Source organism: Mesorhizobium sp. LNJC394B00, assembly GCF_000502555.1.
GTDB lineage: Bacteria > Pseudomonadota > Alphaproteobacteria > Rhizobiales > Rhizobiaceae > Mesorhizobium.
Genome location: NZ_AYWH01000001.1, coordinates 577,062 through 592,252, shown reverse-complemented (window position 1 = coordinate 592,252; position 15,191 = coordinate 577,062). Strand labels below are relative to the sequence as shown.

19 protein-coding genes are annotated in these 15,191 nt (G+C 61.9%); 5 read left to right on the top strand and 14 right to left on the bottom strand.

Annotated elements, in window-relative coordinates; translation table 11 throughout:
• Positions 1-132: 132 nt before the first annotated feature.
• Positions 133-435 carry a DUF982 domain-containing protein gene (locus tag X751_RS160605; RefSeq protein ID WP_023670262.1) on the top strand — a complete coding sequence of 101 codons (303 nt, stop codon included), beginning with the start codon at positions 133-135 and terminating at the stop codon, positions 433-435.
• Here X751_RS160605 and X751_RS160610 read toward each other — a convergent pair.
• From X751_RS160610 to X751_RS160625, 4 genes are all read right to left on the bottom strand, one after another.
• Positions 423-713, bottom strand: coding sequence for a hypothetical protein (locus tag X751_RS160610; RefSeq protein WP_023743819.1), 291 nt, complete (start codon positions 711-713; stop codon positions 423-425). The two genes, X751_RS160605 and X751_RS160610, sit on opposite strands and share 13 nt — an antisense overlap.
• Before the next feature lie 822 nt (positions 714-1,535).
• The gene (locus X751_RS160615; protein WP_023738635.1) at positions 1,536-2,321 is read right to left on the bottom strand and encodes a GGDEF domain-containing protein; all 786 of its coding nucleotides are present in this window, start codon (positions 2,319-2,321) and stop codon (positions 1,536-1,538) included.
• A 277-nt stretch (positions 2,322-2,598) separates the two neighbouring features.
• Positions 2,599-3,249, bottom strand: coding sequence for a hypothetical protein (locus X751_RS160620; RefSeq protein WP_023743818.1), 651 nt, complete (start codon positions 3,247-3,249; stop codon positions 2,599-2,601).
• Positions 3,250-3,733: 484 nt separating this feature from the next.
• Entirely contained in the window at positions 3,734-4,246 is a 513-nt protein-coding gene (locus X751_RS160625) for a DinB family protein (protein WP_023743817.1), read from the bottom strand.
• A gap of 269 nt (positions 4,247-4,515) precedes the next feature.
• On the opposite strand from X751_RS160625, the gene bluB reads away from it, so the two are divergent.
• Positions 4,516-5,151, top strand: coding sequence for a 5,6-dimethylbenzimidazole synthase (gene bluB / locus X751_RS160630; RefSeq protein WP_023743816.1), 636 nt, complete (start codon positions 4,516-4,518; stop codon positions 5,149-5,151).
• Positions 5,152-5,163: 12 nt separating this feature from the next.
• On the opposite strand, the gene X751_RS1000000166735 is transcribed toward bluB, so the two are convergent.
• Positions 5,164-5,325 (bottom strand): hypothetical protein, encoded by a 162-nt coding sequence (locus tag X751_RS1000000166735; RefSeq protein WP_023834756.1) that lies wholly within the window; start codon positions 5,323-5,325, stop codon positions 5,164-5,166.
• A gap of 299 nt (positions 5,326-5,624) precedes the next feature.
• Between X751_RS1000000166735 and ndk the strand changes: the two genes are divergently transcribed.
• A complete protein-coding gene (gene ndk / locus X751_RS160635) occupies positions 5,625-6,047 on the top strand; it encodes a nucleoside-diphosphate kinase (protein ID WP_023684731.1) in 423 nt (140 codons plus the stop codon).
• Between the two features lie 67 nt (positions 6,048-6,114).
• Here the strand turns inward: ndk and X751_RS160640 are convergent, their stop codons facing one another.
• Entirely contained in the window at positions 6,115-6,570 is a 456-nt protein-coding gene (locus tag X751_RS160640; protein WP_023727329.1) for a MarR family winged helix-turn-helix transcriptional regulator, read from the bottom strand.
• Positions 6,571-6,634: 64 nt separating this feature from the next.
• Between X751_RS160640 and X751_RS160645 the strand changes: the two genes are divergently transcribed.
• On the top strand, positions 6,635-7,111 hold the full coding sequence (locus X751_RS160645; RefSeq protein ID WP_023701902.1) for a cupin domain-containing protein: 477 nt from the start codon (positions 6,635-6,637) through the stop codon (positions 7,109-7,111).
• 3 nt (positions 7,112-7,114) lie between these two features.
• Here X751_RS160645 and X751_RS160650 read toward each other — a convergent pair whose 3' ends face one another.
• From X751_RS160650 to X751_RS160675, 6 genes are all read right to left on the bottom strand, one after another.
• Complete coding sequence (locus tag X751_RS160650; RefSeq protein ID WP_023743814.1) at positions 7,115-7,882, bottom strand: YbaY family lipoprotein; 768 nt, start codon at positions 7,880-7,882, stop codon at positions 7,115-7,117.
• Positions 7,883-7,951: 69 nt separating this feature from the next.
• Entirely contained in the window at positions 7,952-8,425 is a 474-nt protein-coding gene (locus X751_RS160655) for a molybdenum cofactor biosynthesis protein MoaE (protein ID WP_023673447.1), read from the bottom strand.
• Positions 8,426-8,429: 4 nt separating this feature from the next.
• Positions 8,430-8,687, bottom strand: coding sequence for a molybdopterin converting factor subunit 1 (gene moaD / locus X751_RS160660; protein WP_023673448.1), 258 nt, complete (start codon positions 8,685-8,687; stop codon positions 8,430-8,432).
• Between the two features lies 1 nt (position 8,688).
• Positions 8,689-9,285, bottom strand: a complete 597-nt coding sequence (gene pgsA, locus X751_RS160665; RefSeq protein WP_023673449.1) for a CDP-diacylglycerol--glycerol-3-phosphate 3-phosphatidyltransferase — start codon at positions 9,283-9,285, stop codon at positions 8,689-8,691.
• A 169-nt stretch (positions 9,286-9,454) separates the two neighbouring features.
• Positions 9,455-11,530, bottom strand: coding sequence for an excinuclease ABC subunit UvrC (gene uvrC / locus X751_RS160670; RefSeq protein WP_023743813.1), 2,076 nt, complete (start codon positions 11,528-11,530; stop codon positions 9,455-9,457).
• Positions 11,527-12,291 carry an SDR family oxidoreductase gene (locus tag X751_RS160675; RefSeq protein WP_023743812.1) on the bottom strand — a complete coding sequence of 255 codons (765 nt, stop codon included), beginning with the start codon at positions 12,289-12,291 and terminating at the stop codon, positions 11,527-11,529. Before X751_RS160675 ends, uvrC begins: the two co-directional genes overlap by 4 nt.
• A 412-nt stretch (positions 12,292-12,703) precedes the next feature.
• On the opposite strand from X751_RS160675, the gene X751_RS160680 reads away from it, so the two are divergent.
• Positions 12,704-13,354: an outer membrane protein gene (locus X751_RS160680; RefSeq protein ID WP_023743811.1), complete on the top strand. Its 651-nt coding sequence runs from the start codon at positions 12,704-12,706 to the stop codon at positions 13,352-13,354.
• A 63-nt stretch (positions 13,355-13,417) separates the two neighbouring features.
• Here the strand turns inward: X751_RS160680 and X751_RS160685 are convergent, their stop codons facing one another.
• On the bottom strand, positions 13,418-14,014 hold the full coding sequence (locus X751_RS160685; RefSeq protein WP_023689091.1) for a glutathione S-transferase family protein: 597 nt from the start codon (positions 14,012-14,014) through the stop codon (positions 13,418-13,420).
• 341 nt (positions 14,015-14,355) lie between these two features.
• Positions 14,356-14,745, bottom strand: a complete 390-nt coding sequence (locus tag X751_RS1000000166730) for a hypothetical protein (RefSeq protein ID WP_023673454.1) — start codon at positions 14,743-14,745, stop codon at positions 14,356-14,358.
• Between the last annotated feature and the right edge of the window lie 446 nt (positions 14,746-15,191).

Here is a 15,191-nt window from a genome sequence, read left to right as displayed (position 1 = left end):
CGACCTCAAGAAGCAAATCGGCCTGTCATGGCATCTCTCAGGGAACCTCGGGCCGCCGGCCGCGTTTTCTGGCGTCCAACCCGCGATCGGAGAGCGGCGACCGCCGCCTTCCGCCCATCCAGAGAGGCCAGAATGCACGACGCGATGTTCTTCACCCCGGTTGCCGTTAGCGTTGGCGCCGGCCACAAACGCATGCTCGCCTCGCTGTTCGAGATGCATGATTTCCTGACCGAATTTCCGCCGTCACGCCGGCGCCTGAGCTATGGCGCGGCCGTGAGGGCTTGCGAGGCGGCGCGCGCCGGAGAAATCTCGACCGAGGCCGCACGCGATGCCCTGATCACCTTTGCGGTCACGGCAGGCATCCTCTGGCCCGCGGTCCAGCCGGCCGTCTCGGTCAAGCCGGTCGCACACGGTTATGGCGGCTACGCCGTCTGAGACGGCCGGGACCAGGCCTGCCCAGCAAAAAGATCACTCGGACTTGCCGGCAGACGTCGAACGACAAACACGTCTTGGTGATCCCACCAAGCGTCCACTTCATCTTGGAGTAACTCGGCATTGGAAGCGTCTTGAGATAGTTTGATCACGAACCCAAGATCCATGGCCATCATGCCGTATTCCTCAACCGCGATGTCGGCCTGTTCACTGTTCAATGCAAACAGGCCGCACAAAGCTGAACAGACGAACCAGCCATCGCGACCAGTTGTTATCGGCATGTGGAAAAGAATGAAAGCGCAAAGACTGCATCATAGAGCCGGCCAAAAACTGCCTCCTCCGGTATCGATCGCGACTGAATGGCTTTAACCTTGAATTCGTTCGCCAGGAAAGAAATCGCTTGTGGATGATCGGAACTGACGAGATCGATGTCTTCATCCTTTACATGGTGCCACGTCACGCATCCATACCCTGAGGCGAACTCGAGGAGTAAAAGGCCCCGGCCTAGATGCCGAGTTAAAATTCCTTTGAGTTTTATTGCAGATGCTTGCCCCATCTCTGAAATATTAACTGCCCCTTGAGACGTCAGAATCCATTATGGTCAATCAGGAAGTTGAATATATCGTCATCTTGATGAATGGATGGAACAATGGAAAATCCGGCGCCACTCTACGGATTATTTCTTCTCTAAGTAATAACAAGTTTAGGCCGACTTCTGGATCCACTGACTCATCCGATCTATGAGCATTGGATAACGGTACAAGCCGCCGAGGCGGGTACCACGCGCGATAGCGAGCGACGCTGCAGCCACCGTTTCGCCATCGCGTTGATCCACACCTCGAAGCAGAAATGGACGGCCAACCCGCAAGCAGCGGCAGACGCACCAAGCGAGGACTAGGTACATCTGAAGGCATCATATCGATGCGGCAGGCCAACGGATCGCAGCGCCAACCAGCAGACCGAGACACTTGCGTTAAGGAACGAGGCCTGCTGCAGTCGACACCATGGAAGCTGACGGCGCCGCTGCGTGTTCCAGGTCGCATTGCCGCGATCCGTTTGAAAAGCGCCTGTGCCCGACCGGAGCCTCGCCTGGCGCCCGCATTTCAATGCAACGTCGGATCACCGGCCAGCAGGGCGCGCGGCCCGGTCGTCTCAAAACTGACCTGGTCGCGGCCGTTGGACTTGGCCTTGTAGAGGTGCCGGTCGGCCGTCAGGAACATGTCGGCATAGGTGGTCGGTCCGCTGAAGGCGACGCCACCGATGCTCACCGAGAGCGGACAGGGCCGTCCACCCGGAGCAAACTCGACCTCGCGGATGCGCCGCCGGATCCCCTCAGCAACCAGCCAGGACTGCGACGGGTCGGCGCCAGGCAGGAAGATGGCGAACTCCTCGCCGCCGATGCGTCCAACGATGTCGGCGCCGCGCAGCTGAGCCTTGATCGTCTGCGCGATCAGCTTGAGCGCTTGATCGCCGCAATCGTGGCCCAATCGATCGTTGATAGTCTTGAAATGATCGGCGTCGACGATCAGCAGGGCGCCGGCATCGACGACGGCCTGGCTGCGCGCCTGTTCGAGATAGGCCTCGACCAGCATTGAAAACGCGCCGCGGTTGAACACCGCGGTCAGGCTGTCGGTCGCCGCGACGATGCTCAGATTCTTCTGGGCGATCGCCAGCTGGCGCATCTTGTACATAAGGAAAGAGAAGAACGACCCACCCAGCACGAGCGGCAGCAACAGGTCGGTGAGCTGCGCCCAGCGCAATGCTTCGGGCGACAGCGACGGAAAATTGTAGGAATCGACAAGGAAGGCCGCCGCGATGCAGATCGCTGTGCCGACAACCGTGACTGCTATGACCCTGCCCCAGCTCGTGGGCGACAGATCGACCCGCATGCCAATTTCTCCCACTGTGTTCGCTATTTTGCAGCGGGAACACAAATGAAACCCTAAACCCTTGCCTTCAATTCTAATGTGGTTAACGGTTAATCGAAAGTGTGACCGATTGCCGTGAAGATGGCGGCGGTCACAAAAAGCCCGCCACTTGCGCGGCGGGCTTTCCGACTGGCCGGAGGCTTCTCGTCAGCGCATGTCCCTCGGGAAGTCTGGGCCATGCGGTAGGAGAGTGCCGTAAAGCCTCACGGCTGGTTCGACACTCCCGGCGAAACCTGTCTCAGCGACGCGAGATCATAAGGCATAGCTGCCGCAGATCGCTGTCGTAGGTGCCCTCACTGGCGAGCACATCGACGCAGCGCTTCTTCATACGTGTCAGCTGGCTGTTCGACATGCTGGCGACGACACCGGGTGTCCCAGGTGTGCCTGGTGTTCCAGGAGTTCCTGGAGTGCCGGGCGTACCCGGCGTGCCCGGCGTTCCGCCAATGCCGACGCCGACGCCGACGTTGATGCCGCTGCCGACGTTGACGCCGACACCGGCCTTGATACCTCCGCTGCCGCCGACCGTGGCCCCAACACCGGCCTTGATGCCACCGGCTCCGCCGACCGTCGCGCCAGCGCCGGCCTTGATGCCGCTGCTACCGCCGACTGAGGCGCCGAGGCCCGCAGTAACGCCGCTATTGCCGCCGACCGTTGCGCCAGCACCCGCCTTGATACCGCCGCTGCCGCCGACCGAGGCGCCGGCACCGGCCTTGACCCCGCCGCTTCCGCCGATCGAAGCGCCAACACCTGCATTGATGCCGCCAGCACCGCCGATAGATGCGCCGACACCGACGCCAATTCCGCCTCCTGCATTCGCGGGAGCGGCAAAAATAACGATAATTGCACCCGCCGCCAGTGCTCTAGCGATTTTCTGAGTGATATTAACCATGACACTCTCCTTGTTGCCGTTCTGCTTTGTGCATTGCAACATGCCAGCAAACCAAAGCAGACATATGCTTATGCACTCACAGCTACGCACGAGTCTTCCTTATAGTTTCTTTATTTTTTTCGACATGGGCCGTTGTAGTTCTCAATCAGTGTACTCGGTTTCTAAAAAAAAATATGTTTTTGCTTCAATATTTAAACTTTGTTGAATTTATTAAATAGAAACTCTACTGAAAAATGGAGCAGGTTGTAGCGGCCGGCCGAGCAAGGGGCGCGCCAAAGGGCGGCACAAGCCACCGGGCAGCGTCGTGCAACCACGGGCTTCAAAAAACCCGGCTTGGGATTCAGGCTGAAGGTTGAGGCTTTGGCGCTGTCCGTCGCGTCCAGAGGCGTTTCACTGGTATCGACAGCCGGTCGCGGACGGATGGCACAAAGGCGCCGAAGTAATGCCGCTCCGGCGTCTTCAAACGCAAAGCGCGGTCAAGAAATCAGGCGTAGGCGCGGCCTTCGTCGGTGCGTTGGAAAAACGCCAGATCGAGCTGCACCGAAGGCCGGCCGAGAATGGTCAGGATGGCGTGCGCCTGGCCGCGGTGATGGGTCTGGTGGTTGAAGACGTGGCTCAGCGCCGGCGCCAGTCTTTGCGAGACTGTGCGCATGTCGGAAACGGTCATGTAGGAAAAGCGGCCGGACAAGGCCTTGTCGCTCAAGCCGCCCACCCAGTCGGCGATCCGCCTGTCCTCGGCCTCGCGCGCCAGCCTGAGGCCAGGCAGCGCCCGGTGCAGGATGGCGTCGAGCTTCGTCGGCGCGTCACCCTCGCCGGTGAAGCGTTTCATCCAGATGCGGTCGGTGGCCAGGAGATGGTTGAGCGTGCCCATCATCGAGCCGAAAAATGCGCCGACATCACGGTTGAACTCTTCTTCGTCAAGCGCGGCGACGGCATCGTAGATGCGGCCATTGGCCCATTGATTGTAGGCCGCGAACATCATGAAATGCTGTTTCATCTTTTTCCCGCCGACGAGTTCCGCTTCAGCCGCAGGCGCCTAATTAGACCGCGATGGCGCAGCCGCCAATGACCATTCTGTTCAATGAACTCGTCGGACACGACGCGACCCGTCCGTTCAGCCCGCATTGCTGGAAGGAGGCGGCGGCAGCAGCTTAGGGAGTAGGCAGTAGGCAATAGGGTCCGAGCGCTGTACTGCCTACTGCCTACTGCCTACTGCCTACTGCCTACTGCCTACTGCCTATTCCCCACACAAGTCTCCTGATCGCCATGCCACCACCCCCCGATTTCACCGACGATTTTCGCTCCGGGCTGGTCGCGCTGCTGCGCTGGCGCCGGGATGTGCGGCGCTTCGAGCGGACGGCTTTGCCCGAGGGTACGCTGGAGCGGCTGCTGGAGCTTGCCAGCATCGCGCCGTCCGTCGGTCTCAGCCAGCCGTGGCGCTTCGTGGTGGTCGAGAGCGCCGAGCGGCGGGGCGCGGTGAGAGACTGTTTCGAGCGGTGCAATGCCGAAGCTCTTGAATGCTTTTCAGGCGAGCGCGCCGCTCTCTATGCCCGGCTGAAGCTCGCCGGTCTCAATGAAGCGCCCTGCCAGTTCGCGGTTTTCGCCGACCGCACGACGCAACAGGGCCATGGGCTCGGCCGCATGACGATGCCGGCAACCATCGACTATTCGGCCGTCATGGCGGTGCACACGCTGTGGCTGGCGGCGCGGGCGGAAGGCATCGGCATGGGCTGGGTGTCGATCCTCGACGCCGCCGAGATGGCCGTAATCCTGGACACCCCGCCTGAGTGGACGCTGATCGGCTATTTCTGCCTCGGCTATCCCAGCGAGGAGCATGAGATGCCGACGCTGGAGCGCGAGGGCTGGGAGCGCCGGCGGCCGCCCGTTGTTATCAGGCGGTAGTGATACTGACAGTCACTTCGCGCCGTCTTTGCGGACCAGCTTCACGCAGATCGGGTCGCCCTTCGGCATCGGCGTGCATTGCCATTCGGGGCCGAAGCCGAAGTTCGTATCTGTGCGGCGACCCAGAAAGAGCAGCAGAACAAGGCCCACGGCAGCAAAAATGCCGATAATCAATAGGCTCCCTTTTATGTCGCCCGGCCTGGGGTGGTGGTAGGCCAGCGCGTCCCGTCAAACATGGTCCGATGTCTTTCCGTTCCGCTGATTTCCCTTCGAAACCGTGCGTGCCTGCGCAATCGCCATTTTCCCGCAAAGCCTTGCCTTTGACCAGGGCGTTGCGAACAGCCATGCGGGCGGTCGCGGCCGAATAACGCTGCCGGGGCGCGTCCCCTTGGCAATGGGCCGGGCGGCTTGTATAGAGCCCGCCACTCCACATTCCGATCTCAAGACTTTCATCTCAAGACAAGGACGACCCCATGGCGCTCGAACGCACCTTTTCCATGATCAAGCCGGACGCGACCCGGCGCAATCTTACCGGCGCCATCACCAGGATGCTGGAAGAGGCCGGCCTGCGCGTCGTCGCCTCACGTCGCGTGTGGATGAGCCGCCGCGAGGCCGAAGGCTTCTATGCCGTGCACAAGGATCGTCCGTTCTTTGGCGAACTGGTGGAATTCATGTCGTCGGCGCCGACCATCGTGCAGGTGCTGGAAGGCGAAAACGCCATTGCCAGGAACCGCGAAGTGATGGGCGCGACCAATCCAGCCAACGCCGCCGAAGGAACCATCCGCAAAGTCCACGCGCTGTCGATCGGCGAGAATTCCGTGCACGGCTCCGACGCGCCGGAAACCGCTGCTGAAGAGATCAAGTACTGGTTCTCGGACACCGAGATCGTCGGCTGAGCCGATAGACAGGTTTGACTATGAAAGCCGGGGCAAAACCCCGGCTTTTTGTTTTTGGCCCGCTCCCTTAGCGGATCAGCGGCGTGTCCCAGAGGTCGCCGAGCAGCGTTTTCAGCTCGGTGAAGCGCTTCTGCCCAAGCTCCTGCGCCCATTCCCGCTCGACGTCGAGCAGGATGTCGGCCATCTTCTGGTATGCGGCGCGCCCGCGGTCGGTGAAGTGGACGACGGTCCCGCCGCTCTCATCGGGCGCCGCCGAGCGAGTGATATAACCCATCGCTTCCAGCGTCTTCAGCAGTTGATTCATGGCCTGCTTGCTCATCGCGGCGCGCTCGGCGAGCGCGCTCGGCCGAAGGCCATCCGGGCCGGGATATTGGATCACCGCCATATGCGGCGGGCTGAGGTCCTCGAAACCCGACGCCCTGAGATCCCTGATCAGCTTGCGGTGAATGGCCATGGCCGGAACGCGCAGCAGTGCACCGATCAGCGGTGGCTTCTTTGGCGGTTCTTCCGCGGATAATGGCATTGACACTCTGGTAAATCGAGTTTACTCATTTCGGTAAATTCAATTTACCACGTGGGAGGATGAAATGCTAGACAGAGCTAGCCAGATCAGCGTCAATCCGGCCGACGAGACAATCAGCCATGGCGGCCTTGCCGTGCGCTTCCTGCTTACCGGCGACCAGTCGAACGGCAGCATCGCCGCCTTCGAACTGACGGTCGCCGGCTCGCAGCGCCTGCCCGCCCCGGCGCACAGCCACGATCACTATGAAGAGACGATGTACGGGATCGAAGGCGTGCTGACGCTGACCGTCGACGGACACCGGCACGATATCGGGCCTAGGCAGGCGCTGTGCATTCCGCGCGGCGCGGTCCATCGCTTCGACAACGACACCGCCGCGACCGCCAAGGTGCTGTGCGTGGTGACACCGGCGGCGATCGGCCCGGAATATTTTCGCGAGGCCTTCGCCATCTTCAGCACTGGCGGCCCGCCAGACCGCACCAGGCTGATGGACCTGATGCGCCGGTTCGGCCTGACGCCGGCGCCCCCGCCGCCGCAGTCTTGATTCTTAGCTCGCTGCGTTGAAGCGCAAGATATCGTGGCCGTCCTTGTCGGCGATGATCAGCTTGCCGCCATCGACACGGTATGACGCCGCCTTGGCGAGCGCCTCGAACAGCGCCTTTTCCTCGGCCATGATCTCCGGCGCGCAGGCCTTGTAGGTCGAGCCGATGTCGCTGATGACGATGGTCTCGCCATCGACCTTGGCGGTGGCGAAATAGGCGTTGCACGGGCCGCTGCCGCCCGCCTTGCCGGCTTCGCTGACCCGGAACGTCGCCTGCGGCTCCGAAATCACGCCGATACCGTCGATATATTCGACTAGCCAGCTCTGGCCGAACAGCGAGGCCGAGGTCGGCTTGTCGCTCGGCGCCACCATTTTCAGCACAATGGCCTGCGGCGCCTCGTTGAGCGGATCGACCTGATAGCGCGAGTCCGTGACGAACAGCAGCTTGTCGTCGGCGATGATGCGCGCCTGCAGCGCATAGGTCATGTTGGGCCGGATCACCGTTGGATCGAAGCTGATCTCGAACTTGATCGGCACCTGGCCGGCCGGCGCTACCTTGCGCTCGCCGACAATGGCGGCCGGCGCATCGGCCAGCGATACATCGGCAAGTTGAACCGACAGCACGGCGTTGGGCGGCAGCGCGATGCGCTCGCGATACATCACCTCGCCCTTCAGGGTTTTCTCGGCGGCGACGGAAGGCTCGGGAACGGCCAGAACGCCGATAACCAGCGGCACAAAACCGAAGACGAAGAATTCGGCGATCCTGTCCAGCATGCCCTTGCTCCCTTTTTGCCGATGCGATTTGGCCAAGGGAATGCGGTCAATACATGGCTGCGCCGAGATTTATTCGGGCCGCGCCTTCCAGCGCGCCGCAGCCTGGTCGTCGGCGTCCTTGGCCTCGACCCAGCCGCCATCGGTGCCGTCCACGCGGTGCTCCTTCTTCCAGAAGGGTGCACGCGATTTCAGGAAATCCATCAGGAAATTGGCCGCTTCAAACGCCGCCTGCCGGTGCGAGGACGCCGCCACCACCAGCACGATGTTTTCGCCCGGTGCGATCTTGCCGTGGCGATGGATGACGGTCAGGCCTTGCAACGGCCAGCGCTGAAGCGCCTCGCCGGCGATCCGGCTGATTTCGGCCTCGGCCATGCCTGGATAGTGCTCGAGTTCCAGCGCCGACAGCTGGCCCTGCTCGTCGCGGCAAAGTCCTGAGAAGGACACCACGGCGCCGATGTCGGCGCGACCCCCGGTCAGTTTCGCGATCTCGGCGGCAACGTCGAAATCGTCGCGCTGGATGCGCACCGTCGGCGCGCCGGACATGGTGTCAGCCCCCGGTCATCGGCGGAAACAGCGCGATCTCGCGCGCGCCGGCTATCTTCTCGCGATGCTCGACATGTTCCTGGTTGATGGCGACGCGGATCACATCAGGATATTGCAGCGCGTGCTCATATTCCTCGCCACGCGATTTCAGCCAGCGCAGGAGGTCGGCCACCGTCTCGATACCGGCGGGCAGTTCGACATCCTCTTCCGGCTTGCCGATCCGTTCGCGCACCCAGGCGAAATAAATGAGCCGGGTGATCATCTCACTCGTCCATGATGTGCTTGAGGCCGGCGCGGAAATAGTCGTAGCCGGTGTAGAGCGTGACGAGGGCTGCGATCCACAGCAGCACCAGTCCGGTCTGCGTGGTCAGAGGGAAGATCTTGTCGCCGGCAGGCCCGGCCAGCAGGAAGGCGATGGCGACCATCTGGATGGCGGTCTTCCATTTGGCCAACTGCGTCACCGGCACCGAGACTTTCAATGCCGCCAGATATTCGCGCAGGCCCGAGACCAGGATTTCGCGGCACAGGATGATGATTGCCGCCCACAGCGACCAGCCTGCGATGCCGGCATGGCGGTCGGTATCGGCGGCGAGCAGCAGCAGGCAGGTGGCGACCAGCAGTTTATCGGCGATCGGGTCCAGCATCTTGCCGATGTTGGACGTCTGCTGCCAGGCGCGCGCCAGATAGCCGTCGAGATAGTCGGTGATCGAAGCCAGCAGGAAGATGATCAACGCCGACCAGCGGGCGAAGTCGCTCGATTTCAGATGCCCCTCGAGAAAAAAGCACAGCACCACCAGCGGCACCGCGACGATGCGGGCATAGGTAAGCATGTTGGGCAGGTTGAACGCGCGCTTGGCCATATCTCAGGGACTCTTTCTGCCTGCGTACTCAAATCAGAACCGGATGTAGGGGGTCAACAGGCGAGATTCGATTGGCCAGACGAAAATAGCGCGCGATTGCCGGGATTCGAGTGGCCTGCGAGAAAAGAACGGCTGCTGCCATTCATCGGGACAGCGGCGTCACCGGCGCTCAGCTCTCATGGAAATGATTGTAGACGAGCTTGGCGACCTGCTCTGAAATACCGTCGACCTTGACCAGATCCTCGACTGCCGCGCGGCTGACCGCCTTGGCAGTGCCGAAGGCCAGCAGCAGCGCGCGCTTGCGACCGGGACCGATGCCGGCGATCTCGTCGAGCGGGCTCTTGACCAATTCCTTCTTACGCCGCGCGCGGTGCGAACCGATAGCGAAGCGATGGACCTCGTCGCGCAGCCGCTGGACGAAATAGAGCACGGGATCCCGCACAGGGAGCGAAAACGAGTCCCTGCCTCTGACGAAAAAACGCTCGCGGCCGGCATCGCGGTCCTGGCCCTTGGCGATGCCGATGGCCGCCACGCGATCCTCGATGCCGAGGTCGGCGAGGATCTTGCGCACCGCGCTCATCTGGCCCTGGCCGCCATCGATCAGGATGACGTCCGGCCAGGCCGGGAAGCTGCCGGAGATGTCTTCCTCGATGTCGTCGCCTGCTCCACCGGCTGCCGCGTCGTCGGGAACGACATCGCCATGTTCCTTCAGCAGCCGCGAAAAGCGCCGTTCCATCACCTCGCGCATCATGCCGAAATCGTCACCGGGCGTGATCTCGGTCGAGCGGATGTTGAATTTGCGGTACTGGTTCTTCACAAACCCTTCCGGCCCGGCGACGACCATGGCGCCAACGGCGTTGGTGCCCATAATATGCGAATTGTCATAGACCTCGATGCGCACCGGCGGCTTCGGCAGGCCGAAGGTCTCGGCAAAGCCGGCGAGCAGCCGGCCTTGCGTGGAGGTTTCGGCCAGCCGGCGGCCGAGCGCCTCGCGGGCATTCTGCAGCGCGTTGTCGGTCAAATCCTTCTTCTCGCCGCGCTGCGGCACCGAGATCGACACTCTACGGCCGGCGCGGGTGGACAGCGCTTCGGCCAGCAGTTCCTGATCCTGGACGCCTCGCGACAGCAGAATGTTCCGTGGCGTCGGCTTGTCGTCATAGAACTGCGCCAGGAACGAGCCCAGCACTTCCGCCCCCTCCAGTGCCGGATCGGCCTTGGGGAAATAGGCGCGGTTGCCCCAGTTCTGGCCGGTGCGGAAGAAAAACACCTGGATACAGACCTGGCCGCCCTCCTGATGGATGGCAAAGACATCGGCCTCGTCGACCGTGGCCGGGTTGATGCCCTGATGGCTCTGCACATGGGACAGTGCAGCCAACCGGTCGCGATAAATGGCGGCGCGCTCGAAATCGAGCTCCTGCGAGGCCTGCTGCATGGCGGCAGAGATTTCGGTCTTCACCTTCTGGCTGCGGCCCGACAGAAAATCCTTCGCCTCGCTGACCAGCTCGGCATAGTCGCTATGCGAGATCTCCCCGGTACATGGACCGGCACAGCGCTTGATCTGGTAGAGCAGGCACGGCCGGGTGCGGTTTTCGTAAAAGGAGTTGGTGCAGCTCCTGAGCAGGAAGGCGCGCTGCAGCGAATTGATGGTGCGCCCGACCGCGCCGGCCGACGCAAAAGGTCCGAAATAGTCGCCCTTGCGCGAGCGCGCACCGCGATGCTTGTAGATGCCGGGCGAGACGTGATCGCCGGTCAACAGGATGTAAGGGAACGACTTGTCGTCCCGCATCAGCACATTGAAACGCGGCCGCAAGCGCTTGATGAGATTGGCCTCGAGCAGCAGCGCTTCGATTTCGGTGCGGGTGACGACGAACTCCATCGTCGATGTCTCGCGCACCATGCGGCCGATGCGGGCGGTGTGGAACCGGCCTTGGGCGTAGTTGGTCACCCGCTTCTTCAGGCTGCGCGCCTTGCCGACATAAAGCACGTCGCCGGCAGCGTTCATCATGCGGTAGACGCCGGGCGCATTGGGCAGCCGCTTGACCAATGTCTGGATGACCTCGGCGCCGACCATGCCGTCGGCGTCGCCGGCATGCGGCGCCCAGTCTATCGCTGTGAAGGCGACATCGGGCCCGGTGGCCTCGGGCTCGACGATCTCCTCGACCGCTTCATCCTCAAGCTCGATGTCGGGCGGCATATCGTCGGCGGCGCCGGCGCGCGTCTTGTGTTTCTGGTCTGCGGGACTCATTCCACCATGCCTGTCACATCCGGCGTCTGCCATGCAAGATGCTGGCCGCCGTCAAGCGCGATCATCTGGCCGGTCACCGAGCGCGCATCCCAGAGATAGCGGATGGTGGCGCCGAATTCGGCCAATTGCGGGCCGCGCTCCAGAATCAGGCCATCGACCTGCTTCTGGAAATCATCATCGTCCTGGCGCGTATTCTTCAGCGTCGGACCGGGACCGATGGCGTTGACGCGGATGCGCGGACCGAGCGCCTGTGCCAGCATTTCGGTCTGCGTCCACAAGGCCGACTTCGACAGCGCATAAGAGAAATAGCGCGGCGTCGGCCGCCAGACGCGCTGGTCGATGATGTTAACGATCAGCCCCTCCTGCCCTTGCGGCAAGGCGCGGGCGAAGTTTTGCGCCAACAGCGCCGGCGTCTTCACATGGATGGCGAAGTGAAGGTCCCATGCCGCCCAGTCGAAGTCCTCGACGCTATCGTCGACGAACAGCGACGCATTGTTGACAAGAAGCGTGACCGGGCCGAGCGCTGCCGCGGCGCGGCCGACGAGATCGCCAACCGCATCCATGTCGGTCAGATCGGCGGCTACCACGCCGGCGCGGCCGCCTCCGTCCCTGATGCTCGCAGCCAGCGCGTCGGCCTCGGCGGTCGAGCGGTTGGCGTGGATGGCGACGGCAAAACCGTGCGCGGCCAGATCCTCGACCATCGCCTTGCCGATCCGCTTCGCCCCGCCCGTCACGAGCGCCGTTCCGGCGGCTTCGATCATCTGTCAATCCTCAATCTGCGCCTCAATTCCGCCAGCCGGCACATTGTGACGCGCCCAGGGGTTAAATACCGTTTCCACCTGGGGCAGGAATGTGGCGAAACGGCTTTTTCACCGCCTGGACCGCCCCGGATTCGGGTCGGCAGGACCGCAATATAGGACGCTGAACCCGTTGCACCAAGCCGAGTGCAGTGCAGCATCGCCTGCGTACTGACATTTCGCTGTTGCGAAGATGCAACGTCAAGCTTCGGCCTCATTCGTGCCGGGGAATGACCCATTTTCAGGTTCGCTGCCGCCGCATTTTGACACGACATTCGGAACCGTTGAGTGCCAGATCCGTTTCACCCCCCGGACGGGTTGATGGCGCTCAGGACAAACAAGCCTACGTGTCTTGTGGCTTAAGGAGTAAACAACAATGCAAACCAATCTCAAATTCGCGCCGCTCGCGGTTGCGCTGGGGCTCTTCGCCCTGAGCGGTACCGCTTTTGCTGCCGACGTCGTCTCGGAAGAGCCCCCGGCACCGGCACCGATCGCCGAGCTCCCCGTCGCTTCCTGGGCCGGCCCGTATGCCGGTCTCAGCGCCGGCTACGGCTTCAGCGGTCATGCCAAAGTCCACGACGGCGGCCCCGATATCAAGACCAAGGGCTTTGTCGGCGGCGTTTTCGGCGGCTACCAGTGGCAGCAGGAAAACTTCGTGTACGGTGCTGAAGCCGATCTCGGCTACAACGGCGTCAAGGGTGACAGCGGCGGCGTCAATTCCAAGGGCGGCTTCGAAGGCTCGCTGCGCGCCCGTCTGGGTTACGCCGTGACCCCGGAAATCCTGCTCTACGGCACCGGCGGCGGCGCCCTGAAGAACCAGAAGGTCTCGACCCCCTTGGGCAGCGACGACAACACCATGCTCGGCTGGACCGCAGGCGTCGGCACCGACATCAAGCTCACCGACAATGTGTTCGGCCGTGTCGAGTACCGATACACCGACTTCGGTTCCAAGAGCTTCGACAGTGTCGGCACCAAGGTCAAAGAGAGCGACAACCGCGTCACCTTCGGCGTCGGTATGAAGTTCTAACTGTCGTTCAAGCCACGACACAAGAAAGCCGGGCCTCGCGCCCGGCTTTTTTTGTTTCGCCCGTCAGGCCGGCACAGCCACCTTCAGCCCCGGAAACTTCTCATCGAAACGCGCTGCCCAGCGGGTCAGGCGGCCCCGGCCCTTTTCCCATTTGCCGGCGAAGCGCAGAGAGAGGTAGCCGAGGCAGGCACGCAACGCCAACTGGCCAAGCGTGATCTTCTTCGGCAGCTTCGGCGGATTGGCGTTGAGGAAATCGAGTGCGGCGGTGATCTTGGTCCACTGGCGATCGAGCCAGGGTTGATAGACCATCTCCTCCGGACGCGTGCGCCGCTCATAGACCATCGACAGCGCGCAGTCGCATATGCCGTCGGCCAGCGCCTCCAGCACTTCGGCCTCGAGGCGCTTGTCGGCATTGCGCGGCAACAACAGGCTCTTGGAAGCGCGGTTGAGATGCTGGGTGATGGCGCGGCTGTCGTGGATCGAGCGGCCGTCGTCGAGCACCAGCACCGGAATCTTGCCGAGAGGATTGGCTGACATCAGTTCAGCAGGCTTGTCCTCGGTCTTGACCGGCACCAGCTCGACGGCAATGCCGGCATGGAGTGCTGCCATGCGCACCTTGGAACTGTAGGGGGATGAGGACGCGTAGAGCAGCTTCGGCATGATCGGTTCCCTGTTTTCGGACGGCCAGTGCATGTCGCTCAAAAATGCGATTCCGGTCTTGAGAACGACGCGCGTAAAGCAAAGGTCTAGAGCGTGTCGCCTGAACCCCATCGAATGCGACCGCCTTAGTGTTGGCCGATCTTCCCTGAGGGAGCAACTGCCAGAAGGGCAAAACCAGGCGGCCAATCCGCCGACAATGAAATCGCCAATGCATGTCTCACAGAAGTGGCGTCAATTTCGAGAGAACGACATGCATCAAAACAAGACCTAAATCACCACAAAAAAGCTCCCGGGAATCTGCCAGTCGGCAAAGTTCCCGGGAGCTTTGAGATGGTCCGCTGTTACTTCTTCTTGGCGGCTGGCTTTTTGGCCGGTGCAGCCTTCTTCACAGCTGCCGTCGACTTGGCGGCGGCGGCCTTCATCGGAGCCTTGGCGGCGGGTTTTGCCGCTGCCTTGGCTGCCGGCTTCTTGGCGGCGGGCTTGGCTGCTGCCTTCGCAGCAGGCTTCGCCACAGCCTTGGCGGCCGGCTTCTTGGCGGCGGGTTTCGCTGCTGCCTTGGCGGCGGGTTTTGCTACTGCCTTAGCTGCCGGCTTTGCCGCTGCCTTGGCGGCCGGCTTTGCCGCTGCCTTCGGTGCTGCCTTCTTTACTGCTGCAGGTTTCGCGGCAGCTTTCGGTGCCGCTTTCTTTGCCGGCGCTTTCGCCGCCGGCGCCTTCGTCGTGGTCTTTGCCATGCGATGCCCTTGCGTTTGTGCCGATGGCCGTGAGTGACCCGGCGAGCTAATGCATATCTGACTCGTGCGTATCTAGCCAGCGAAGCATTACATAGAATTTCGCAGATTAAGTTTCGGTTACGCTGAGAGCATGATCGCAATGATCGGCACAGAAATCGGCAAGAAATCTTCCCGCTTCGCAGCGAACTGTTGCGAGAGAAATCTCTGATATCGCGACTCACACGTTCTTCTCGTCAAGCTCACATTCTCTTGCAACGCCGTCGATCTCACGCGGTCATCGGCGGCCTATTGGATGGCAACAATCATCGCACCGCAGAGGCTGATCTTGCTTCATCCCCACGGTTGCAGGAACAGCACTAAACTAAACGCGAGCTTTTTACTCGTATATCGAAAGTGGTTGGATGGAAGCCAGGAAAGACAGTACTTGAAGGGACAGTCTGTTGTGT

What these genes read in the sequence shown, in the direction of transcription:
- X751_RS160605 (WP_023670262.1), top strand. Translation starts at nt 133, where the DNA reads ATGCACGACGCGATGTTCTTCACCCCGGTTGCCGTTAGCGTTGGCGCC.
- X751_RS160610 (WP_023743819.1), bottom strand. Translation starts at nt 713, where the DNA reads ATGCCGATAACAACTGGTCGCGATGGCTGGTTCGTCTGTTCAGCTTTG.
- X751_RS160615 (WP_023738635.1), bottom strand. Translation starts at nt 2,321, where the DNA reads ATGCGGGTCGATCTGTCGCCCACGAGCTGGGGCAGGGTCATAGCAGTC.
- X751_RS160620 (WP_023743818.1), bottom strand. Translation starts at nt 3,249, where the DNA reads ATGGTTAATATCACTCAGAAAATCGCTAGAGCACTGGCGGCGGGTGCA.
- X751_RS160625 (WP_023743817.1), bottom strand. Translation starts at nt 4,246, where the DNA reads ATGAAACAGCATTTCATGATGTTCGCGGCCTACAATCAATGGGCCAAT.
- bluB (WP_023743816.1), top strand. Translation starts at nt 4,516, where the DNA reads ATGCCACCACCCCCCGATTTCACCGACGATTTTCGCTCCGGGCTGGTC.
- ndk (WP_023684731.1), top strand. Translation starts at nt 5,625, where the DNA reads ATGGCGCTCGAACGCACCTTTTCCATGATCAAGCCGGACGCGACCCGG.
- X751_RS160640 (WP_023727329.1), bottom strand. Translation starts at nt 6,570, where the DNA reads ATGCCATTATCCGCGGAAGAACCGCCAAAGAAGCCACCGCTGATCGGT.
- X751_RS160645 (WP_023701902.1), top strand. Translation starts at nt 6,635, where the DNA reads ATGCTAGACAGAGCTAGCCAGATCAGCGTCAATCCGGCCGACGAGACA.
- X751_RS160650 (WP_023743814.1), bottom strand. Translation starts at nt 7,882, where the DNA reads ATGCTGGACAGGATCGCCGAATTCTTCGTCTTCGGTTTTGTGCCGCTG.
- X751_RS160655 (WP_023673447.1), bottom strand. Translation starts at nt 8,425, where the DNA reads ATGTCCGGCGCGCCGACGGTGCGCATCCAGCGCGACGATTTCGACGTT.
- moaD (WP_023673448.1), bottom strand. Translation starts at nt 8,687, where the DNA reads ATGATCACCCGGCTCATTTATTTCGCCTGGGTGCGCGAACGGATCGGC.
- pgsA (WP_023673449.1), bottom strand. Translation starts at nt 9,285, where the DNA reads ATGGCCAAGCGCGCGTTCAACCTGCCCAACATGCTTACCTATGCCCGC.
- uvrC (WP_023743813.1), bottom strand. Translation starts at nt 11,530, where the DNA reads ATGAGTCCCGCAGACCAGAAACACAAGACGCGCGCCGGCGCCGCCGAC.
- X751_RS160675 (WP_023743812.1), bottom strand. Translation starts at nt 12,291, where the DNA reads ATGATCGAAGCCGCCGGAACGGCGCTCGTGACGGGCGGGGCGAAGCGG.
- X751_RS160680 (WP_023743811.1), top strand. Translation starts at nt 12,704, where the DNA reads ATGCAAACCAATCTCAAATTCGCGCCGCTCGCGGTTGCGCTGGGGCTC.
- X751_RS160685 (WP_023689091.1), bottom strand. Translation starts at nt 14,014, where the DNA reads ATGCCGAAGCTGCTCTACGCGTCCTCATCCCCCTACAGTTCCAAGGTG.
- X751_RS1000000166730 (WP_023673454.1), bottom strand. Translation starts at nt 14,745, where the DNA reads ATGGCAAAGACCACGACGAAGGCGCCGGCGGCGAAAGCGCCGGCAAAG.